This is a genomic window from Vibrio sp. R12-SG2-ISO1, from assembly GCF_059834045.1.
Map to the genome: position 1 here is coordinate 25,951 of NZ_JCBDGO010000027.1, position 19,803 is coordinate 45,753.

General features: G+C 51.6%; 17 protein-coding genes. 10 read left to right on the forward strand and 7 right to left on the reverse strand.

Annotated features, from left to right (window positions below; all coding sequences use genetic code 11):
* Positions 1–102: 102 nt before the first annotated feature.
* The 6 genes from ilvG to acuI all read left to right on the forward strand — a co-directional run bounded on the left by ilvG (position 103) and on the right by acuI (position 7,636).
* Positions 103–1,749: an acetolactate synthase 2 catalytic subunit gene (ilvG, locus tag AC6R10_RS17725; protein ID WP_500673090.1), complete on the forward strand. Its 1,647-nt coding sequence runs from the start codon at positions 103–105 to the stop codon at positions 1,747–1,749.
* Position 1,750: 1 nt separating this feature from the next.
* Positions 1,751–2,035, forward strand: a complete 285-nt coding sequence (gene ilvM, locus AC6R10_RS17730) for an acetolactate synthase 2 small subunit (RefSeq protein WP_334555508.1) — start codon at positions 1,751–1,753, stop codon at positions 2,033–2,035.
* Positions 2,036–2,046: 11 nt separating this feature from the next.
* Positions 2,047–2,991, forward strand: a complete 945-nt coding sequence (gene ilvE / locus AC6R10_RS17735) for a branched-chain-amino-acid transaminase (protein ID WP_500626281.1) — start codon at positions 2,047–2,049, stop codon at positions 2,989–2,991.
* A 13-nt stretch (positions 2,992–3,004) separates the two neighbouring features.
* Positions 3,005–4,846, forward strand: coding sequence for a dihydroxy-acid dehydratase (gene ilvD, locus AC6R10_RS17740; RefSeq protein ID WP_500630508.1), 1,842 nt, complete (start codon positions 3,005–3,007; stop codon positions 4,844–4,846).
* Between the two features lie 3 nt (positions 4,847–4,849).
* Positions 4,850–6,412: a threonine ammonia-lyase, biosynthetic gene (gene ilvA / locus AC6R10_RS17745; RefSeq protein WP_500673091.1), complete on the forward strand. Its 1,563-nt coding sequence runs from the start codon at positions 4,850–4,852 to the stop codon at positions 6,410–6,412.
* Between the two features lie 243 nt (positions 6,413–6,655).
* Positions 6,656–7,636 (forward strand): acrylyl-CoA reductase (NADPH), encoded by a 981-nt coding sequence (acuI, locus tag AC6R10_RS17750; RefSeq protein WP_500630507.1) that lies wholly within the window; start codon positions 6,656–6,658, stop codon positions 7,634–7,636.
* Between the two features lie 51 nt (positions 7,637–7,687).
* Here acuI and AC6R10_RS17755 read toward each other — a convergent pair whose 3' ends face one another.
* Positions 7,688–8,629: a LysR family transcriptional regulator gene (locus AC6R10_RS17755; protein WP_334555513.1), complete on the reverse strand. Its 942-nt coding sequence runs from the start codon at positions 8,627–8,629 to the stop codon at positions 7,688–7,690.
* Between the two features lie 149 nt (positions 8,630–8,778).
* Positions 8,779–8,964 (reverse strand): hypothetical protein, encoded by a 186-nt coding sequence (locus AC6R10_RS17760; RefSeq protein ID WP_334555514.1) that lies wholly within the window; start codon positions 8,962–8,964, stop codon positions 8,779–8,781.
* Between the two features lie 172 nt (positions 8,965–9,136).
* On the opposite strand from AC6R10_RS17760, the gene tusA reads away from it, so the two are divergent.
* Positions 9,137–9,385: a sulfurtransferase TusA gene (tusA, locus tag AC6R10_RS17765; protein ID WP_334555515.1), complete on the forward strand. Its 249-nt coding sequence runs from the start codon at positions 9,137–9,139 to the stop codon at positions 9,383–9,385.
* Between the two features lie 84 nt (positions 9,386–9,469).
* Here the strand turns inward: tusA and AC6R10_RS17770 are convergent, their stop codons facing one another.
* A complete protein-coding gene (locus tag AC6R10_RS17770; RefSeq protein ID WP_334555516.1) occupies positions 9,470–9,730 on the reverse strand; it encodes a hypothetical protein in 261 nt (86 codons plus the stop codon).
* Positions 9,731–9,842: 112 nt separating this feature from the next.
* Positions 9,843–10,400 (reverse strand): TMEM165/GDT1 family protein, encoded by a 558-nt coding sequence (locus AC6R10_RS17775; protein ID WP_500673092.1) that lies wholly within the window; start codon positions 10,398–10,400, stop codon positions 9,843–9,845.
* A 458-nt stretch (positions 10,401–10,858) separates the two neighbouring features.
* On the opposite strand from AC6R10_RS17775, the gene glyQ reads away from it, so the two are divergent.
* The 3 genes from glyQ to AC6R10_RS17790 all read left to right on the forward strand — a co-directional run bounded on the left by glyQ (position 10,859) and on the right by AC6R10_RS17790 (position 15,316).
* Positions 10,859–11,791: a glycine--tRNA ligase subunit alpha gene (gene glyQ / locus AC6R10_RS17780; RefSeq protein ID WP_334555518.1), complete on the forward strand. Its 933-nt coding sequence runs from the start codon at positions 10,859–10,861 to the stop codon at positions 11,789–11,791.
* 2 nt (positions 11,792–11,793) lie between these two features.
* On the forward strand, positions 11,794–13,860 hold the full coding sequence (gene glyS / locus AC6R10_RS17785; RefSeq protein WP_500673093.1) for a glycine--tRNA ligase subunit beta: 2,067 nt from the start codon (positions 11,794–11,796) through the stop codon (positions 13,858–13,860).
* A 205-nt stretch (positions 13,861–14,065) separates the two neighbouring features.
* Positions 14,066–15,316, forward strand: a complete 1,251-nt coding sequence (locus AC6R10_RS17790; RefSeq protein WP_500673094.1) for a valine--pyruvate transaminase — start codon at positions 14,066–14,068, stop codon at positions 15,314–15,316.
* Between the two features lie 98 nt (positions 15,317–15,414).
* Here the strand turns inward: AC6R10_RS17790 and AC6R10_RS17795 are convergent, their stop codons facing one another.
* The 3 genes from AC6R10_RS17795 to recF form a co-directional block, all read right to left on the reverse strand.
* Entirely contained in the window at positions 15,415–15,852 is a 438-nt protein-coding gene (locus tag AC6R10_RS17795) for an Hsp20 family protein (RefSeq protein WP_334555555.1), read from the reverse strand.
* A 436-nt stretch (positions 15,853–16,288) separates the two neighbouring features.
* Positions 16,289–18,706 (reverse strand): DNA topoisomerase (ATP-hydrolyzing) subunit B, encoded by a 2,418-nt coding sequence (gene gyrB / locus AC6R10_RS17800; RefSeq protein WP_500673095.1) that lies wholly within the window; start codon positions 18,704–18,706, stop codon positions 16,289–16,291.
* Between the two features lie 13 nt (positions 18,707–18,719).
* The gene (gene recF, locus AC6R10_RS17805; protein WP_500673096.1) at positions 18,720–19,802 is read right to left on the reverse strand and encodes a DNA replication/repair protein RecF; all 1,083 of its coding nucleotides are present in this window, start codon (positions 19,800–19,802) and stop codon (positions 18,720–18,722) included.
* Position 19,803 lies beyond the last annotated feature (1 nt).

Consider the following 19,803-nt stretch of genomic DNA (forward strand, 5'->3'; position numbering starts at 1 on the left):
AATGGGAGCGCACATGACGTGCAAAGCAACACAACAAGACTGCCAAGCCACTCGCTGTCACAAGACACAAGGTCGCAGTCACAAGACACAAGGAGGCCTTTGATGACTGGTGCAGAGTTAGTCGTAGCCGCATTAAAACAGCAAGGCATCCAAACCGTCTTTGGGTACCCCGGCGGGGCCATCATGCCAATTTACGATGCCCTTTATGATGGCGGTGTTGAGCACATTTTGTGTCGACACGAGCAAGGCGCCGCAATGGCCGCCATTGGAATGGCGCGAGCCACTCAAGAAGTGGCCGTCTGTATGGCAACCTCAGGACCGGGAGCCACCAACTTGGTCACTGGCCTTGCCGATGCCTTTATGGACTCCATTCCACTGGTGGCGATCACCGGACAGGTCGCCAGTTCACACATCGGCACCGACGCGTTCCAAGAGATGGATGTGATTGGCATGTCGCTGTCGTGTACCAAGCACAGCTACCTAGTGACCGACATCAACGAACTGGCGCCTACCTTAGCCGAGGCATTTGAAGTCGCCAAGACCGGCCGCCCGGGCCCTGTGATTGTCGATATTGCCAAAGATGTCCAACTCGCCAACGCGCCGGTCTCTGTTCTTCCTTCTTTCACTCCACCTGCCATGCCACGCGCCAGCGCTGACGAGATTGCCAAAGCGCAGGATCTGCTGTCACACAGTGCCCGCCCCGTTTTATACGTCGGTGGTGGTGTGCAACTTGGCCATGCCACGGGTGCCGTGCGCGAGTTTTTGCGCCTCAACCCGATGCCCTCGGTCAGCACACTCAAAGGCTTAGGGACGATTGAACGCCATGACCCACACTACTTAGGCATGCTTGGCATGCACGGCACCAAAGCCGCCAACTTGATTGTGCAAGAGTGTGATCTGTTGATTGCCGTTGGTGCCCGTTTTGATGACCGCGTGACCGGCAAACTCGACACCTTTGCGCCCAACGCCAAAGTGATTCATATCGATATCGACGCCGCCGAAATCCACAAGCTACGCCAAGCCAATGCGCCTGTTCGCAGTGAAATTGGCGTTGCGCTCTCTCAGCTCGAATTGTCTCAAGACATTACACCGTGGGTGAAACACAGCGAGAGCTTACGCAGTGGCTTTAAGTGGCGCTATGACCACCCAGGCTCATTGATTTACGCGCCGGGCTTATTGAAAACCTTGTCGGATATGATGCCTGACAGCAGCATCGTCTCGACCGATGTTGGCCAGCACCAAATGTGGGCGGCACAGCACATCCAGCCGCGCGAGCCGCAAAACTTCATCACCTCAGCCGGTCTTGGCACTATGGGCTTTGGCTTACCGGCAGCCATGGGCGCCGCCGTTGCCAGACCGGGCGATCAATCGATTCTGGTCACCGGTGATGGCTCATTTATGATGAACATTCAGGAACTGGGCACGTTAAAGCGTCGTCAGATCCCGGTGAAAATTGTGCTGCTCAACAACCAACGCCTCGGCATGGTGCGTCAATGGCAATCGCTGTTCTTTGATGGCCGCCACAGTGAAACCATTCTGGATGACAACCCTGATTTCGTCATGTTGGCGAAAGCGTTCGACATTCCGGGTAAAACCATCAGCCGCAAAGAAGAAGTCGGTCCTGCGCTCAAAGAGATGCTTGAGAGCGAGACGTCGTACTTGCTGCATGTCCTTATCGATGAAGAAGAAAACGTATGGCCGCTGGTTCCACCGGGCGCGTCCAACAACGATATGCTGGAGAACACTTAACATGGAAAGATACTTAATTGATATTAAAGCCGATGATAAACCGGTACTGCTTGAGCGTGTGCTTCGCGTGGTTCGTCATCGTGGCTTTGTCGTCAAACAGGTGGCCGGTACGCAAAACCACTCCAGCAAAATCGCCAGCGTAGAGATCATCGTCGACAGCGATCGCCCAATTTCATTTCTCACCAATCAGATTGAAAAACTGTGGGACGTGCGCAGTGTCGAAGTGACGCAAATTGCGAATGACGCATTGCCAAACAATAACCTACAACAACAAATTTGCGCATAAGGAAGGCAATCATGGCAACAAAAACCGCAGACTACATCTGGTTCAACGGCGAGATGGTCCCTTGGGCCGAAGCCAATGTGCACGTGCTGACCCATGCGATGCACTATGGCACCTCCGTGTTTGAAGGCGTGCGCTGCTACAACACGCCTAAAGGGCCGATTGTTTTCCGTCACCGCGAACACGCGCAGCGTCTCAAAGACTCCGCCAAAATTTACCGTTTCCCAATTCCTTACAGCATCGATGAGATCATGGAAGCAACCCGCGAAACCCTGCGCCAAAATAAGCTTGATAACGCTTATATCCGTCCGCTCGGTTTTGTCGGCAACGTCGGCTTGGGCGTTTGCCCGCCCGCGGATACCGAAATGGATCTCATCATTGCCGCCTTCCCTTGGGGCTCTTACCTAGGTGAAGAAGCGCTAGAGAAGGGTGTTGATGCCATGATTTCCAGTTGGAATCGCGCCGCACCGAACACCATTCCAACCGCAGCAAAAGCGGGCGGTAACTACCTCTCTTCCTTGTTAGTTGGCGGTGAAGCGCGTCGTCACGGCTACGATGAAGGGATCGCGTTGAGCGTCGATGGCTACCTGTCTGAAGGGGCCGGTGAGAACATTTTTGTCATCAAAAATGGCGTGATCACCACTCCACCCGCCACCAGTGCGATTTTGCCTGGCATTACCCGTGATTCGATCATGACGCTCGCGCGTGACATGGGTTATGACGTCCGCGAAGCCAACATTGCGCGTGAAGCGCTCTACCTTGCCGATGAAGTCTTTATGACCGGCACCGCGGCGGAAGTCGTTCCCGTCGCAACCATTGATAAAATCGAAGTGGGCAGTGGCCGTCGAGGCCCTATCACTCAAGCCCTTCAAACGGCTTACTTTGGCCTATTCAACGGCACCACTGAAGATAAGTGGGGCTGGTTAGATTACGTTTACCCCGCAGACGCAGCAAAATAAGGAAGTATGCAAGATGCCTAAATACAGATCCGCCACCACCACTCATGGACGTAACATGGCCGGTGCTCGTGCACTTTGGCGCGCAACTGGGGTAAAAGATGAAGATTTCGGTAAACCGATCATCGCGGTAGTGAACTCGTTCACTCAGTTTGTTCCCGGTCACGTTCACCTCAAAGACATGGGCCAATTGGTGGCCCGCGAAATTGAGAAAGCAGGCGGTATTGCCAAAGAATTCAACACCATCGCGGTCGATGATGGCATTGCGATGGGTCACGGCGGCATGCTCTACTCGCTGCCTTCTCGTGAGCTGATCGCCGACTCGGTGGAGTACATGGTCAACGCCCACTGCGCGGATGCCATGGTGTGTATCTCCAACTGTGACAAAATCACACCGGGAATGCTGATGGCCTCAATGCGCCTCAATATTCCGGTAATTTTCGTCTCGGGCGGACCAATGGAAGCGGGCAAAACCAAGCTGTCTGATCAACTGATCAAGCTCGACTTGGTCGACGCGATGATCCAAGGTGCTGACCCTAAAGTCTCCGATGAGCAAAGTGAGCAGATTGAGCGCAGCGCCTGTCCAACTTGTGGTTCGTGCTCAGGTATGTTTACCGCCAACTCGATGAACTGTCTCACCGAAGCCCTCGGTCTATCTCAGCCGGGTAACGGTTCGATGCTGGCCACACACGCCGATCGCGAGGCGCTGTTCATCAATGCCGGTAAGCGCATTGTCGAGCTGACTCGCCGCTACTACGAGCAAGAGGACGAGTCTGCCTTGCCGCGCAACATTGCCACCTTTGACGCGTTTGAAAATGCTATGGCGCTCGACATCGCCATGGGCGGCTCCACCAACACCATTTTGCACCTGCTTGCTGCGGCGCAAGAGGGTGAAGTGGACTTTGATATGGAAGACATCGACCGTCTGTCACGCCAAGTGCCTCACCTATGTAAAGTGGCGCCGTCGACGCAAAAATACCACATGGAAGATGTCCACCGAGCAGGTGGCGTCATGGCGATTTTGGGTGAGCTCGACCGCGCTGGCTTGCTGCACAATGATGCCCGCACCGTACTGGGCCTATCGATGAAAGAGCAGTTGGCGCAATACGACATCATGCAGACCGAAGATCCAGACGTGTTGACCTTTTTCCGCGCAGGACCGGCCGGTATTCGCACCACCAAAGCCTTCTCTCAAGACTGCCGCTGGGATCGACTCGATGACGATCGCGTCTCGGGCTGTATTCGCGCCAAAGACAACGCCTTTAGCCAAGAAGGCGGCCTTGCGGTACTAAAAGGCAACATCGCACTTGATGGTTGTATCGTCAAAACCGCTGGAGTGGACGAGAGTATCCTCAAGTTCACTGGCCCTGCGGTAGTATTTGAAAGCCAAGAAGATGCCGTAGAGGGCATTCTCGGTGGAAAAGTCAAAGCGGGCGATGTGGTCGTCATCCGCTATGAAGGCCCGAAAGGCGGCCCGGGCATGCAAGAGATGCTCTACCCTACCACCTACTTGAAGTCCATGGGACTTGGTAAAGAGTGTGCTCTGCTTACCGATGGCCGCTTCTCAGGCGGTACTTCGGGTCTCTCTATCGGTCACGCCTCTCCAGAGGCGGCCAATGGCGGCGCGATTGGCTTGGTGAAACCGGGGGATTTGATTGCGATCGACATTCCAAACCGCACCATCTCGCTTGAGGTATCTGAGGAAGAGCTGGCGACTCGTCGCGCAGAGCAAGACAAGCTTGGCTGGAAACCGGTTTCTCGCGAGCGTGAGGTCTCTTTTGCTCTGAAAGCCTACGCCAGCATGGCCACCAGCGCAGACAAAGGCGCGGTGCGTGATAAGTCCAAACTCGAGGGCTAAACCATGAATGACACGGCCACCAGCGAGAAAAAAACGACCAAAAAGCCTCAGCCCTCTGGCGCCGATTATCTGCGCCAGATCCTGCGAGCCCCAGTGTATGAAGTGGCCACAGTAACGCCGCTGCAAGCGATGCCGCGCCTATCCGCGCGCATCCATAACCATGTGCAGCTCAAACGAGAGGATCGCCAGCCGGTCCACTCGTTCAAGCTTCGCGGCGCTTATACTATGGTCTCTAGCCTGACGCAGGCGCAAAAATCCGCCGGTGTGATTGCCGCCTCGGCGGGCAACCATGCCCAAGGGATGGCGCTTTCGGGCACCAAACTGGGCATTAAAACCATCATAGTGATGCCCAAAACCACGCCGGACATCAAAGTGGAGGCCGTGCGCGGTTTTGGCGGCGAAGTGGTGCTGCACGGGAGTAATTTCGATGAAGCAAAAGCCCAAGCGGAGTTACTGGCTGCCGAACATGGCTATACCTTTGTGCCGCCTTTTGATCACCCATTGGTGATCGCAGGGCAAGGGACGATCGGGATGGAGATGTTGCAGCAAAATGGCCACCTCAACTACATCTTCGTTCCTGTCGGCGGTGGCGGTTTAGCGGCCGGTGTGGCGGTATTGGTGAAGCAGTTGATGCCGGAAGTCAAAGTGATCGCGGTGGAGCCGGAAGATTCGGCCTGCTTAAAAGCGGCGTTAGACGCCGGCGAGCCTGTGGTGCTTGACCAAGTCAGCATGTTTGCCGATGGCGTCGCGGTCAAACGCATTGGTGATGAGACCTTCCGTCTGTGCCAAAAGTACATTGATGGTCACATCAGCGTATCCAGTGATGAGATCTGCGCCGCAGTCAAAGACATTTTTGAAGACACGCGTGCCATTGCCGAGCCTTCTGGGGCACTGGCGTTGGCCGGTCTGAAAAAGTACGCGGAAAAACATCAGCTGCGCGACCAAAACCTCGGCACTGTGCTCTCTGGCGCCAACACCAACTTCCACGGTTTGCGTTACGTCTCTGAGCGCTGTGAGCTGGGCGAAAAACGAGAAGGCTTGCTCGCGGTAACCATACCGGAGCGACAAGGCGCGTTTTTTGAGTTTTGCAACCTGATCGGCGGTCGTGCCGTGACCGAGTTTAACTACCGCTACAACGACGACACCTTGGCCAATATTTTTGTTGGTGTGCGTCTGCAAGGCGGCCAAGAGGAACTCGACCACATCATTGCCGATCTGCGCGAAGGGGGCTATCCGGTGGTGGATCTCTCCGACGACGAGATGGCCAAACTGCATGTGCGCTACATGATTGGCGGCAAGCCGTCGAAACCGCTCAAGGAGCGCCTCTACAGTTTTGAGTTTCCGGAATACCCAGGGGCGCTACTGAAGTTTTTGTCCACGCTCGGTACGCACTGGAACATCAGCTTGTTTAACTATCGCAATCATGGCGCCGATTACGGTCGCGTGCTGTGTGGCTTTGAGTTAAGCGAAGACGATCTCTCCCGCTTTGGCGCGCACCTACGCGAGCTCGGCTATCAGTACAAAGACGAAACGGACAACCCGTCCTATCAGTTCTTCTTGTCCTGATCTCTCGATCATCAAAATCGATGGGAATGAATAGTGAGCCAGTCTTCGGACTGGCTTTGTTCTTACTGGTTTTTTCTTTCATCCGCATCGCCCCTCATCCCTCTCTCGCTTCCTACTCACCTTACCCATTGAATAATGCGTGATACGCATGAACATAATGCTAAAGTTTCATTTTAGTCATAGTGGTTTTGCGTCTACACTCAACACAGTTCTTACTATTGCTGCACCACTGTGGAGAGTTTTATGTTTAACGCACTGATCCTAAACCAAGAAGAAAAACGCACCATCGCATCGATTGAGCAAATTGACGAAAACCAACTGCCCGAAGGCGAGGTGTTGGTGGAGGTCGATTACTCATCATTGAACTACAAAGACGGTTTGGCGATCACGGGTAAAGGTAAAATCATCCGTCAGTTCCCTATGGTTCCCGGGATTGATTTAGCGGGCACCGTGGTGCGCTCTGACGACGCTCGTTACCAAGCGGGCGATCAGGTGGTGTTAACCGGCTGGGGCGTGGGCGAAAACCATTGGGGCGGTATGGCGCAACGTGCGCGCCTAAAAGCCGATTGGTTGGTTCCACTGCCACAAGGGCTAGATAGCAAGAAGGCGATGATGGTGGGCACCGCAGGCTTTACCGCGATGCTGTGTGTCCAAGCGCTACTGGATGCCGGCATCAAACCGGAACAAGGTGAGATTCTTGTCACTGGTGCCAGCGGCGGTGTGGGCTCAGTGGCGGTGACGCTGCTGGCTGAGCTCGGCTACAGCGTTGCTGCGGTCACAGGGCGTGTTGAACAAAATGGCCCACTTCTTGAAAAGCTCGGTGCGAAACGCATCATCGATCGCGCAGAATTTGAAGAGCCTGCGCGCCCACTTGAAAAACAAATTTGGGCCGGCGCGGTTGATACTGTGGGTAGCAAGGTACTGGCAAAAGTGCTTGCGCAGATGGATTACAACGCCACCGTGGCCGCCTGTGGCCTTGCGGGGGGTTTTGATCTGCCGACGACCGTGATGCCATTTATCTTGCGTAATGTGCGTCTGCAAGGCGTTGATTCGGTCTCTTGCCCAACCGACAAGCGTATTCAGGCGTGGGAAAGCCTCACCAAGCTGCTACCTGAAAGCTACTTCGCGCAAGCGTGTAACGAAATTACCCTTGAGCAAGCGCCGCAATTTGCCGAGCAGATCACCAACGGCCAAGTGACGGGTCGTGTGGTCATCAAGCTGTAATTGCGCACATTTGACGAGACCTCTGCCATGCACTCGAGAGGGTGCATGGCATTAATCTAACCCCATATCTTCTATGCGCTTGGCGATGAGTCGTCCGCACTCTTCTTTGACAATCGCTCTTAGCCACTCTTGCGCCGGCGAATGTTCACAACGCGCATGCCAAATCATCGAGTAATCAAACGGCGTGAAGTGAAACGGCAAAGGTTTGATCACCAAGTCATAACGCTCCGCGACCAGATACGCCAAATCCGCCGGGACAGTAATGATCAGCGGCATGGTATCCACTATCGCTAGCGCGGCTTCTAAATGATACGCGCGCAGCACCATTTTTCGTTTGGGTAGATCCACCAGCGCTTGCTCTATCAAGGCGTTCACACCATCACTGATGGCAATCATCGCATTGGGGTAGTGCAGGTAGTCGTCGAGCCGCATCGTCTTCTCAGCCAATGGATGCTGCTTAGACAGCAAACACAACACGCCCACTCTGCCGAGCACCTCACTGCGCAGCGGTTCAACGGGGCCTGTCGGTCGGCAAATGGCTAAATCTGCACCTTCATAAATCAGTTGATCGGCAAGTCGGTCATGCTGAAGCGGCTGAAAGTGAAACGACACATTCGGCGCTTCTTGATAAATCCTCGGCAGAGCAAACGGCAAGATGGTTTGCATCGCGTAGTCGGTGGTGGCAATGGTGAAGGTTTGGTCGCAGCGCTGCGGGTCAAAATCGAGCGGCGAGAGCAATTGCCGCAGTGATTCCAACGGCTCGCCGAGCGCGCGATCTATCTCCAACGCTTTTTCTGTCGGGATAAGCTGCTGACCTTGACGGGTAAACAAGGGATCACCCAGTAAATCACGCAATCGCCCCAACACACGGCTCATGGCCGATTGACTCAAATTGAGCCGCTGCGCCGCTTTGCTCACGCTGCACTCTTCAATCAAGACTCGCAGTGCAACCAATAAATTGAGGTCGCGGCGATACACATCTTCTAGTTCCACAATGACCACTCTGGAGATAAGGTATTGTTAGTGTAACCGCTAAGAAAAAAAAATCCCGCCTTTCAGCGGGGAAGCCCAAGAAAACTGGGGGATAGTGTCGGAATGTATTTGGAGATGGGGTTAGGTCAACGCCACTAGGAAGGGAAGCGTTAACCTCTATGTTCGTCAGAGGCTTTTGAAAATCGGTGCATCTCTAACCAGATCCCTGTCACGCAGGCCACCATACCGAGCAAAGGCATGAAGGAAGCGTCCGCCGGGGCGCGTAACACAAGCGCGCAAAATGAGATCAAGCAAAGCACCGAGTAAATGGTCAATCGATCCAATGCGGTCAACATAAGCGCTCCTTGCTGGTGTCAACTCAAGTCAGCGTATCCCTGCCTTGAGCTTTAAATGTTACCAAGTTGTTAACTAAGTTAAAACAAAATGATCCATTTGCCAAGTGCTTATTGAAGTTTTTTTCACCGCCAGTATTATCAAGCGCCTAATTGACCTGACAAAGAGCGCCCGATGACTATCGATACCACCCAGGCAACCCACACCTTAGAGGCAGAAGGACTTCGCTGTCCGGAGCCCGTTATGATGGTCAGGAAGACAATTCGAAACATGGACGATGGCGATGTATTACTGGTCACGGCGGATGACCCCTCGACCACGCGCGACATCCCGAGTTTTTGTCGTTTTATGGATCACCAGTTGCTGGCTGCGCAGACCGACGCTGTGCCATATCAATACTTGATTAAGAAAGGGGTCGCCTAAGATCTCGCAAGCAACGATCTCGCAAACAAAAACGGCAGCCCATCTGGCTGCCGTTGTTGATTTGATTCTCTCGATTTCGCGTCGCTATTCGTCGTATTCCAAGCTGCGCACTTCTGCTTGCAGTTTTTGCAACTGCTTTTGCATTGCCCGCATCTCTTCATGCATTGGGATAATGTGCGCGACTCGAATCCAGGCCTCCACCGTGAGACCGGTTAATATGAACGAGCCGGCAACAATAGGCAGCCACATATCGGTCAGTGGGAGTGCCAATAAGCAAAGCGCCAAACCAAAGGTGAACAGATAACTTTGACTTTTCGGTGTGATACCCATGTAACGTGTCAGCATGTATTTGCCCTCTCGCTATCATCGACAGCACTACGTTAACACGCACGCACAGTGGCAAATCAAACCTAGATCACGACTCAGGGCAAATGTTGCCTGTGTGACGCCGAGGCCATCATGGCCATAAGGCCGCGCCTAAAGCGAGCGCGACAAACAGCAGTGCGGTGATTTTACGAATCAAACCCAGCGGCATCTTGTCCGCAGAAAGCTTACCAATCACAACAACCGGCACGTTCGCCGCCAACATACCAATGGTGGTGCCTAAAATGACCCAAGTCAGCGCGTCAGCAAACTGGGCGCCAAGAATCGAGGTCGCAATTTGGGTTTTATCGCCAATCTCAGCAATAAAAAACGCAACAAAGCTTGCGACAAAGGGGCCACGATTGGAAATGGATTCTTCATCATCGAGTTTATCGGGGATCAGCACCCAGCCGGCCATCGCCAAAAAGCTGGCAACAACCACCCACTTGAGTACCTCTGGCGAGAGGTAGTCCGCGACAACCACACCGAGCCACGCCGCAAGGGCATGATTGGCGATGGTGGCAAAAAAGATCGCCGCTATAATCGGGATGGGTTTGCGATACCGACTGGCCAACAATAAAGACAATAATTGGGTTTTGTCGCCAATCTCAGCAAGGGCAACAGTAGTAATAGAAATGGCTAAAACGCTCACGACATGCTCATTGGGGCAGGATTATTATTTTTACCATAGACAAACCTCGCGCCCCACCCCGGTTCACGATGTTTATCTAAGGTCTTGCTTAATTCATCGGGCGATGAATCTCGAGCGCCACGGTGATTTTGCACCGATTATGTTGACGGTCGAACCAAACAGAAGCCCTCTATTTGGTCAGCTACTCCCCAAAGATGGCGGCAATTCTATCCATCTCACTGAAAAATCTCAAGTCGCAAACGTGCACATATACCCAAAGGGGCGTTCGGCGAGATTTCTCATAGAAATGCGACTTTAAGAAAAATTTGGTCATTAAGTCGATAAAATTCCATTAAAGGAGATTTTTCAGCGAGAATTTCTCCCGATTTGCTCTACTCGGACATCGAATATCTCGGTATACTTGATTGTTATTTTTTCTTCATTTAGACAGAACTTTCTCAGAGAATCGCGCGAATACTATGCAAAAATACGACATCAAAACCTTTCAAGGTATGATCCTCGCGCTGCAGGATTATTGGGCCCAACAAGGCTGTACCATTGTTCAACCACTCGACATGGAAGTAGGTGCAGGTACCTCTCACCCAATGACATGTTTGCGCGCCCTTGGCCCAGAGCCAATGTCAACCGCTTACGTTCAGCCTTCTCGTCGTCCTACCGATGGCCGTTACGGTGAAAACCCTAACCGTCTTCAGCACTACTACCAGTTCCAAGTAGCACTTAAGCCATCGCCAGACAACATTCAAGAGTTGTACCTAGGCTCACTGGAAGTGTTGGGTATCGACCCGCTAGTCCACGACATCCGTTTCGTTGAAGATAACTGGGAGAACCCAACGCTAGGCGCTTGGGGTCTAGGCTGGGAAGTTTGGCTAAACGGTATGGAAGTGACGCAGTTTACCTACTTCCAACAAGTCGGTGGCTTAGAGTGTAAACCGGTGACTGGTGAGATCACTTACGGTATCGAGCGTCTTGCTATGTACATCCAAGAAGTTGACTCCGTTTACGACCTAGTATGGAACGTCGCACCAGACGGCTCGAACGTGACGTACGGTGATATCTTCCACCAAAACGAAGTGGAGCAGTCAACGTACAACTTTGAGCACGCTGACGTCGATTTCCTATTTAGTTTCTTCGACCAGTGTGAAAAAGAGTCGAAAGAACTCCTTGAGCTAGAGAAACCTCTACCTCTACCCGCTTACGAGCGCATCTTGAAAGCGGCGCACGCTTTCAACCTGTTAGACGCACGTAAAGCCATCTCGGTCACCGAGCGCCAACGTTACATCCTTCGTATCCGCAACCTGACTAAATCTGTTGCAGAAGCCTACTACGCATCACGTGAAGCACTAGGCTTCCCAATGTGCCGTACCCAAGATGCAAAGAGCGAGGAGAAGTAATCATGGCGAAAGAATTTCTAATTGAACTGGGTACTGAAGAGCTACCACCAACGCAACTTCGCACTCTAGCGGAAGCGTTCGCAGCCAACTTCGAAGCTGAGCTAAAAGGCGCAGACCTAGCACACCAAGGTGTGAAATGGTACGCCGCGCCTCGTCGTCTAGCGCTTAAGGTTTCAGCGCTAGCGGAAGGCCAAGCAGACAAAGTGGTTGAGAAGCGTGGTCCTGCAGTTTCTGTCGCATTCGATGCTGACGGCAATGCAACTAAAGCGGCTCAAGGCTGGGCGCGTGGTAACGGCATCACGGTTGAACAAGCTGACCGTCTAGTGACAGACAAAGGCGAATGGCTACTGTTCAAACAAGAAGTGAAAGGCCAAGCAACGTCTGACATCGTAGTCGACCTAGCTGCTAAAGCACTGGCTAACCTACCTATCGCCAAGCCAATGCGTTGGGGTGACAAGACGACTCAGTTTATCCGCCCAGTTAAAACACTGACCATGCTAATGGGCTCTGAGCTGATTGAAGGTGAGATCCTAGGTGTCGCATCCAGCCGCACTATCCGTGGTCACCGCTTCATGGGTGAACAAGAGTTCACTATCGATTCTGCCGAGCAATACCCTGCTATCCTAGAAGAGCGCGGTAAAGTCATGGCCGACTTTGAGGCGCGTAAAGCGATCATCCTTGCCGATTCGCAAAAAGCAGCAGCAGCGCTTGGTGGTACAGCGGATCTAGAAGATGACCTAGTAGAAGAAGTGACGTCTTTGGTTGAATGGCCAGTGGTTCTAACCGCGAAGTTTGAAGAAGAGTTCCTAAAAGTGCCTTCTGAAGCACTGGTTTACACCATGAAGGGTGACCAGAAGTACTTCCCTGTCTACGATGACAATAAGAAGCTACTGCCTAACTTCATCTTCGTATCGAACATCGAATCAAAAGAGCCTCGCTACGTCATCGAAGGTAACGAGAAGGTGGTACGTCCACGTCTAGCAGATGCCGAGTTCTTCTTTAACACTGACCGTAAGCGCCCGCTTATCGACCGTCTCCCTGAGCTAGAGCAAGCGATCTTCCAAAAGCAGCTTGGTACGATCAAAGACAAAACTGATCGCATCACTGAACTTGCTGGCTACATCGCTGAGCAGATCGATGCTGACGTTGAAAAATCGAAGCGTGCGGGTCTACTCGCCAAGTGCGACCTAATGACCTCTATGGTATTCGAATTTACCGATACTCAAGGTGTCATGGGCATGCACTACGCAACCCACGATGGTGAAGACGAGCAAGTGGCCCTAGCGCTGTACGAGCAGTACATGCCGCGTTTCGCCGGTGACGCCCTACCAAGCACAGGTATCTCATCTGCTGTCGCTATGGCTGACAAGCTCGATACGATTGTAGGTATCTTCGGTATTGGCCAAGCACCTAAAGGTAGCGACCCATTCGCACTGCGCCGCGCATCTCTAGGTGTGCTACGTATTATCGTCGAAAACGGCTACAACCTAGACCTAACAGACCTTATCGCGAAAGCGCAGTCTCTATTTGGCGACAAACTCACCAACGCGAACGTTGCAAACGACGTTATCGAGTTCATGCTGGGTCGTTTCAATGCATGGTACAAAGACCAAGGCTTCAGCGTGGACATCATCCAAGCGGTATTGGCGAATCGTCCAACCAAACCAGCAGACTTCGACCAACGCGTTAAAGCGGTCTCTCACTTCCGTGAGCTAGAAGCCGCGGAAGCACTGGCCGCAGCGAACAAGCGTGTCGGTAACATCCTAGCGAAATTCGATGGTGAGCTGGCCGCAGAGATCGATCTCGCTCTTCTACAAGAAGACGCAGAGAAAGCACTGGCAGAAAGCGTTGAAGTGATGACAGAAGCGCTCGAGCCTGCGTTCGCAACAGGCAACTACCAAGAAGCACTCAGCAAGCTAGCAGGTCTACGTGAGCCTGTGGATGCCTTCTTCGATAACGTCATGGTTATGGCCGATGACGAAGCGCTGAAGAAGAACCGTCTAACGCTACTGAACAACCTACGTAACTTGTTCTTGCAGATTGCCGACATTTCTCTCCTGCAGAAATAATCGCGCGTACGGATAGATGACACCAAGCCCAACTCAATGAGTTGGGCTTTTTTATGCCAACAAAACAGACCAGTTCTGCGCACTAAAATAGTGCTTTGCCTCACATTGCCATTGCTGTATGTTCAAGGATTACTCTATTGGTCAGCCACGCACTGATCAACACACCCATTCAGTAAAGCAATAATCAGATCAAGGTTAGTGAGTCATGCAGTTCTCAAAGTTTGGTGAAAAATTCAATCAATATTCCGGCATTACCCAATTAATGGACGACCTCAATGATGGTCTACGCACACCCGGCGCCATCATGCTCGGTGGCGGTAACCCTGCGGCCATTCCCGCCATGATTGATTACTTTCACCAAGCCAGCCAAGAGATGCTGACCAGCGGCGAGTGGATTCAAGCGCTCGCCAATTATGATGGCCCACAAGGCAAAGATGCCTTCGTCAAAGCACTCGCTGCCCTGCTCAAAGAGACCTATGGCTGGGAGGTCAGTGAAAAGAACATCAGCTTAACCAATGGCAGTCAAAGCGGCTTTTTTTACCTGTTTAATTTGCTGGCAGGCACGCAGCCCGATGGCTCACACAAAAAGATTCTGCTGCCGTTAGCGCCTGAGTACATTGGCTATGGGGATGCGGGCATTGATGAGGATATTTTTGTCTCTTACCACCCGGAAATTGAGCAACTCGACAGTCGCATGTTCAAATACCACGTCGATTTTGAGCAACTAAAGATCGATGACTCGATTGCAGCGATCTGCGCGTCTCGCCCGACCAACCCGACGGGCAATGTGCTGACCGATGAGGAGATCATCAAGCTCGATAAACTCGCGCGCGACAACAATATTCCGCTCATCATCGACAACGCTTACGGCGTGCCCTTCCCCAATATCATTTTTGAGGAGGTGACGCCCTTTTGGAATGAGAACACCATTCTCTGCATGAGTTTGTCCAAGTTAGGCTTGCCTGGCGTGCGCTGTGGGATTGTGATTGCCAATGAAGCCATCACAGAAGCGCTCACCAACATGAATGGCATTATCAGCCTAGCGCCAGGCAGTGTAGGGCCGGCGCTGGCACACCATATGATTGAAAAAGGCGATCTTCTGCGTTTGAGTGAAGAGGTCATCAAGCCGTTTTATCAGCAAAAATCTCAGCGTGCAGTCGAACTGCTGCAAGAGGCGATTACCGATCCGCGCTTTCGTATTCATAAGCCAGAAGGGGCGATTTTCCTCTGGCTCTGGTTTGATGCACTGCCTATCACCACCATGGAACTCTACCAACGTTTGAAAGCACGCGGGGTGTTGATTGTTCCGGGTGAGTACTTCTTTATCGGCCAAGAAGATGAGTGGGATCATGCGCACCAGTGTCTGCGAATGAACTATGTACAAGACGACGAGATGATGCAAAAAGGCATCCAAATCATCGCTGAAGAAGTGCAAAAAGCCTACCAGCAGGGCTAACCGCCCTAACATTACCAAGCATAAAAAGAGCGCCGATTGGCGCTCTTTCACTATTTATACCTGCATTTTATATCGCATATAGCGGCGCGGAAGCTCGCTTATTTGTTTTCCAGCAAGTGGCTTGAGTTGATGGCAATTTTACGCGGTTGCATCGCTTCAGGAATTTCACGCTCAAGATCAACGTGCAGCAAGCCATTTTCCATACTCGCACCGGTCACTTTTACATAGTCGGCCAATTGGAACTTGCGCTCAAAGTCGCGCTCAGCAATGCCTTGGTAAATATAGTTCTTACCCTCTTCCTCTTTACGCTCACCTTTAACAATCAAGGTGTTCTCTTTTTGCGTCAGTTCAAGCTGCTCTTCGGCAAAGCCTGCCACTGCCATGGTAATACGGTAGTGGTTTTCATCTTTCTGTTCGATGTTATACGGAGGGTAACCGCCGGAGCTGTTTTTCGTGCTGTTGGCTTCCATCATATTAAGAAGACGGTCAAAACCAATCGCGTTGCGGTATAAAGGAGTGAAATCTACAGTTCTCATCATACTATCCTCTTGATTAAGCAATAGTCTTAGTCGTGACTGTGTAGGGACGATGATTAACTCGACCCCTAGCGACTAAGGGATTCGTTCACTATTCCTCTGGCTGCCTCTATAGGGCCAGCACGTAGGACATAGCAACAAACTCAGTGTTAACGTGTGCTGTTAAGGCCATCCTCATAGGAGCGATACCTCTTCAGCGAGTCCAGAAGGTCTGTTTCTTCTCATCGGAGCAAGACAGCTTCCCTCTTCAACAATAGATATAGGGATCGGCCAAAATGGTTTCAAGAGGAAAGAGTGAAAAAGTTTATAGTTCCTAGATCCTAGAGTGGGACAATGTATTGGATTGAAATGGAAAATAGAAACCAATAAAAAAGCGCAGCTCGTTCGACCTGCGCTTTTTCTAATTCTAGAAACTCGCTTCTAGAAACTAGGAACTTTACACATCCAAGTTCGCCACTTTCAACGCGTTCTCTTCGATAAAGTGACGACGAGGCTCAACCTGATCACCCATCAATGTCGTGAAGAGCTGATCAGCGCCAACCGCATCTTCGATGGTCACTTGCATCATGCGACGCGTTTCTGGGTCCATGGTGGTTTCCCAAAGCTGATCTGGGTTCATCTCACCCAGACCTTTGTATCGCTGTGTGCTCAATCCGCGGCGAGACTCTTTGATCAGCCACTCTAGCGCTTCGACAAAGCTGCTCACCGGCTGAGTGCGTTCACCACGTTTGATGTACGCGCCCTCTTCAATAAGGCCATTCAGCGCTTCAGAGAGATCGGCCAATTTGGCAAACTCTTTCGAGTTGATCAAATCGACGCTCAGTGCGTATTCATGTCTTACGCCATGTGTGCGCACGATGATTTTCGGCAAGTTCAAGCCGAGCTCAGCATGCTGCTCTACTTCATATTGGTACTGACTCGCGCCCACTTCTTTGGCGTTCAACTGCTCTACCAAAGTCTTGGTCCAAGCCTCTACCACAGCAGCGTCATGACACTGCTCTGCGGTCAAACGTGGCACGTAAATCAACTCATGAATCAAGGCGTGCGGGTAACGGCGGCTCATGCGATCCACCAGCTTGATGCCCGCATTGTATTGCTGAACCAGCTTCTCTAGAGATTCACCCGCCAACGCTGGCGCGTCCGCGTTGACGTGCAGCGCTGCGTTGTCCAAGGCCAAAGAGACTTGGTACTGGTTCATCGCTTCTTCATCTTTGATGTACTGCTCTTGCTTACCCTTCTTCACTTTGTACAGCGGTGGCTGAGCGATGTAGACGTAACCACGCTCAATCAGCTCAGGCATTTGACGGTAGAAGAAGGTCAACAGTAGCGTACGGATGTGCGAACCATCGACGTCCGCATCGGTCATGATGATGATGTTGTGGTAACGCAGTTTGTCTGGGTTGTATTCGTCACGACCGATACCACAGCCAAGCGCAGTGATCAGCGTCGCTACCTCTTGAGAAGAGAGCATCTTGTCGAAACGCGCTTTCTCTACGTTGAGGATTTTACCTTTCAGTGGAAGAATCGCTTGGTTCTTACGGTTACGGCCTTGTTTAGCGGAGCCGCCTGCCGAGTCACCCTCCACTATGTAGAGTTCAGACAGTGCTGGATCTTTTTCCTGACAGTCCGCCAATTTACCTGGCAGACCAGCAAGGTCTAGTGCGCCTTTACGACGAGTCATCTCACGTGCTTTACGCGCCGCATCACGAGCACGTGCCGCATCGATGATCTTGGTACAAACGATTTTTGCTTCTGTTGGATGCTCAACAAGGAACTCTGACAGTTTCTCGCCCATTGCTGACTCAACCGCAGATTTCACTTCAGAAGAAACCAGCTTATCTTTGGTTTGGCTTGAGAACTTTGGATCCGGCACTTTCACTGAGATAACCGCCGTGAGACCTTCACGCGCATCATCACCAGACGTTGCGGTTTTCGCTTTCTTCGAGAAGCCTTCTTTGTCCATGAACGAGTTCAAGGTACGCGTCAAGGCTGCACGGAAACCAGCAAGGTGAGTACCACCATCACGCTGTGGAATATTATTGGTGAAACAGAAGATATTCTCTTGGTAACCATCATTCCACTGCATCGCTACTTCAACAGAGATGCCATCTTCACGCTCGGAGTTGAAGTGGAATACTTTTTCGATGATCGGTGTCTTGTTGGTGTTCAAGTGATCGACAAAGGCTTGAATACCCCCTTCGTACATGAAGTGATCTTGTTTGTCTTCTTCACGCTCATCACGTAGCTTGATCGATACGCCAGAGTTTAGGAAAGAGAGCTCACGCAGACGTTTTGCAAGAATGTCGTAATGGAACTCAGTGTTAGAGAACGTCTCTTCACTAGGCCAAAAACGAATTTCTGTCCCCGTCTTTTCTGTATCACCAATCACAGCCAGTGGCGCTTGAGGTTCACCATGGTGATAAGTTTGAGTGTGAATTTTTCCACCGCGATGGATTGTCAGCGTCACTTTCTTAGACAGCGCGTTCACTACCGACACGCCCACACCGTGCAGACCACCCGAGACTTTGTACGAGTTGTCATCAAATTTACCGCCTGCGTGAAGTACGGTCATGATCACTTCTGCCGCCGAGACTTTCTCTTCCGGGTGAAGCTCTGTTGGGATACCACGGCCATCATCGCTGACAGAGACAGAGTTATCCTCATGAATGGTCACCACGATGTCTTTACAGTGACCCGCCAACGCTTCATCAATTGAGTTATCTACCACCTCAAAGACCATGTGGTGCAGACCGGTGCCATCATCCGTGTCGCCGATGTACATACCCGGACGCTTACGAACCGCATCCAGACCCTTTAGTACTTTAATACTCGATGAATCGTAATTTTCAGCCATGAGTTATCTTCCGCTATATATTTTGCTCTATTGTGCCATGTTCCACATGGAACATCCTGCCATTTTCATCACGCATGTCGCTGATTTGGCTTTCAGTAATAGAGCTGACAAAAACTTGAGCCCCCGTCTGTTTCAAGCAATCAGCAAGACGCTTGCGACGTTGACTGTCTAATTCAGAGGCAAAGTCATCTATCAAGTAGATGCATTGCTTGCCCGTCATCTCAGTCAGATGTTGGCCTTGTGCGACGCGTAGCGCGCACACCATCAACTTTAACTGACCCCGAGACAGGACATCTTCCACTGGCGTACCATTTACCTTAATGCGTAAATCCGCCTTATTTGGGCCACTGAAGGTGTAACCCAGCGCCTGGTCGCGCTCAAAGTGGCTCTCGAGAATCGCTTGGTATGGCGTCTCTTTGTCCCAACCACGATAGTACTTGAGCGAGATATCAAACTCAGGCAAAAATGCCCGGCATATCTCTTCGGCTTTGTGCGTCAATTGCTCAACGTACTCACCACGCCAACGACTGATGCTTTCCGCCAGTGTCGCCATCTCTTGATCCCAATAACTGAGCTCTCGATAGCTACGGGCTGTTTTCAGCAGTGCGTTGCGCTGTTTGTTTAGGCGCTTAAAACGCCCCCATGCATCATAAAAGGCCGATTCGGTATGAAATACACCCCAATCAATAAATGCACGGCGATGTTTCGGTCCATCGGTCAACAGATCAAACCCTTCAGGATGAATCAGTTGCAGTGGTAACACTTGCGCCAACTGGGCTAACTTTTGCCCAGATTGACCGCCTATTTTAACCTCTGTTGAGCCATCACGCTGCTTATTAATGCCAATGGGTAGCTCAAATTGATCCGAGTTCAAAAAACGACCGTGAACAAACAGCTCATCATGGTCATTTTGAATCACTCGCCCGGTCAAACTGCTTTTGAACGACCGACCGTGGCCCAGTAAATAGATGGCTTCCAGGACACTGGTTTTCCCGCTGCCGTTCGGGCCAATAAGAAAGTTAAAGCCTGATGATAACGAGATATCACAGGCTTTGATATTGCGAAACTGCTTAATAACAAGACGAGAGAGCGGCATG